The sequence below is a fragment of the Methylobacterium sp. D48H genome, assembly GCF_053345715.1.
Genome location: NZ_JBKFAP010000171.1, coordinates 1 through 298 on the forward strand (window position 1 = coordinate 1; position 298 = coordinate 298).

1 pseudogene is annotated in these 298 nt (G+C 77.2%); it reads left to right on the top strand.

What is annotated here, in order from left to right:
* Window positions 1-298, top strand: a pseudogene (locus tag ACLBX8_RS31995) (D-alanyl-D-alanine carboxypeptidase); the annotation flags it as partial.

Here is a 298-nt window from a genome sequence, read left to right on the forward strand (position 1 = left end):
GACCGGATCATGGCCGACCTCGTCCGCGCCAGCCTGCCGCGCGCCTATGCCGGCGCCCGGATCTCGGCGCCGGTCACCGAGGTCGCCGAGCGCGCCCGCCCGGCGGGCGTCGCCGACGCGGTCTCGCGGACTCGCACGCAGGTCGCCTCGGCGGACGACGAGGACGTCGAGACGACCGGCACCACCGGCGAGCCCCTCGACCTGTCTCCCGCCAAGACGACGACGCCGGGCTGCACCTGGAAGCCCGGCCCGCAGGGCATCCCGAAGGCGGCCCAGGCCTATGCCGGCGGCGGCAACG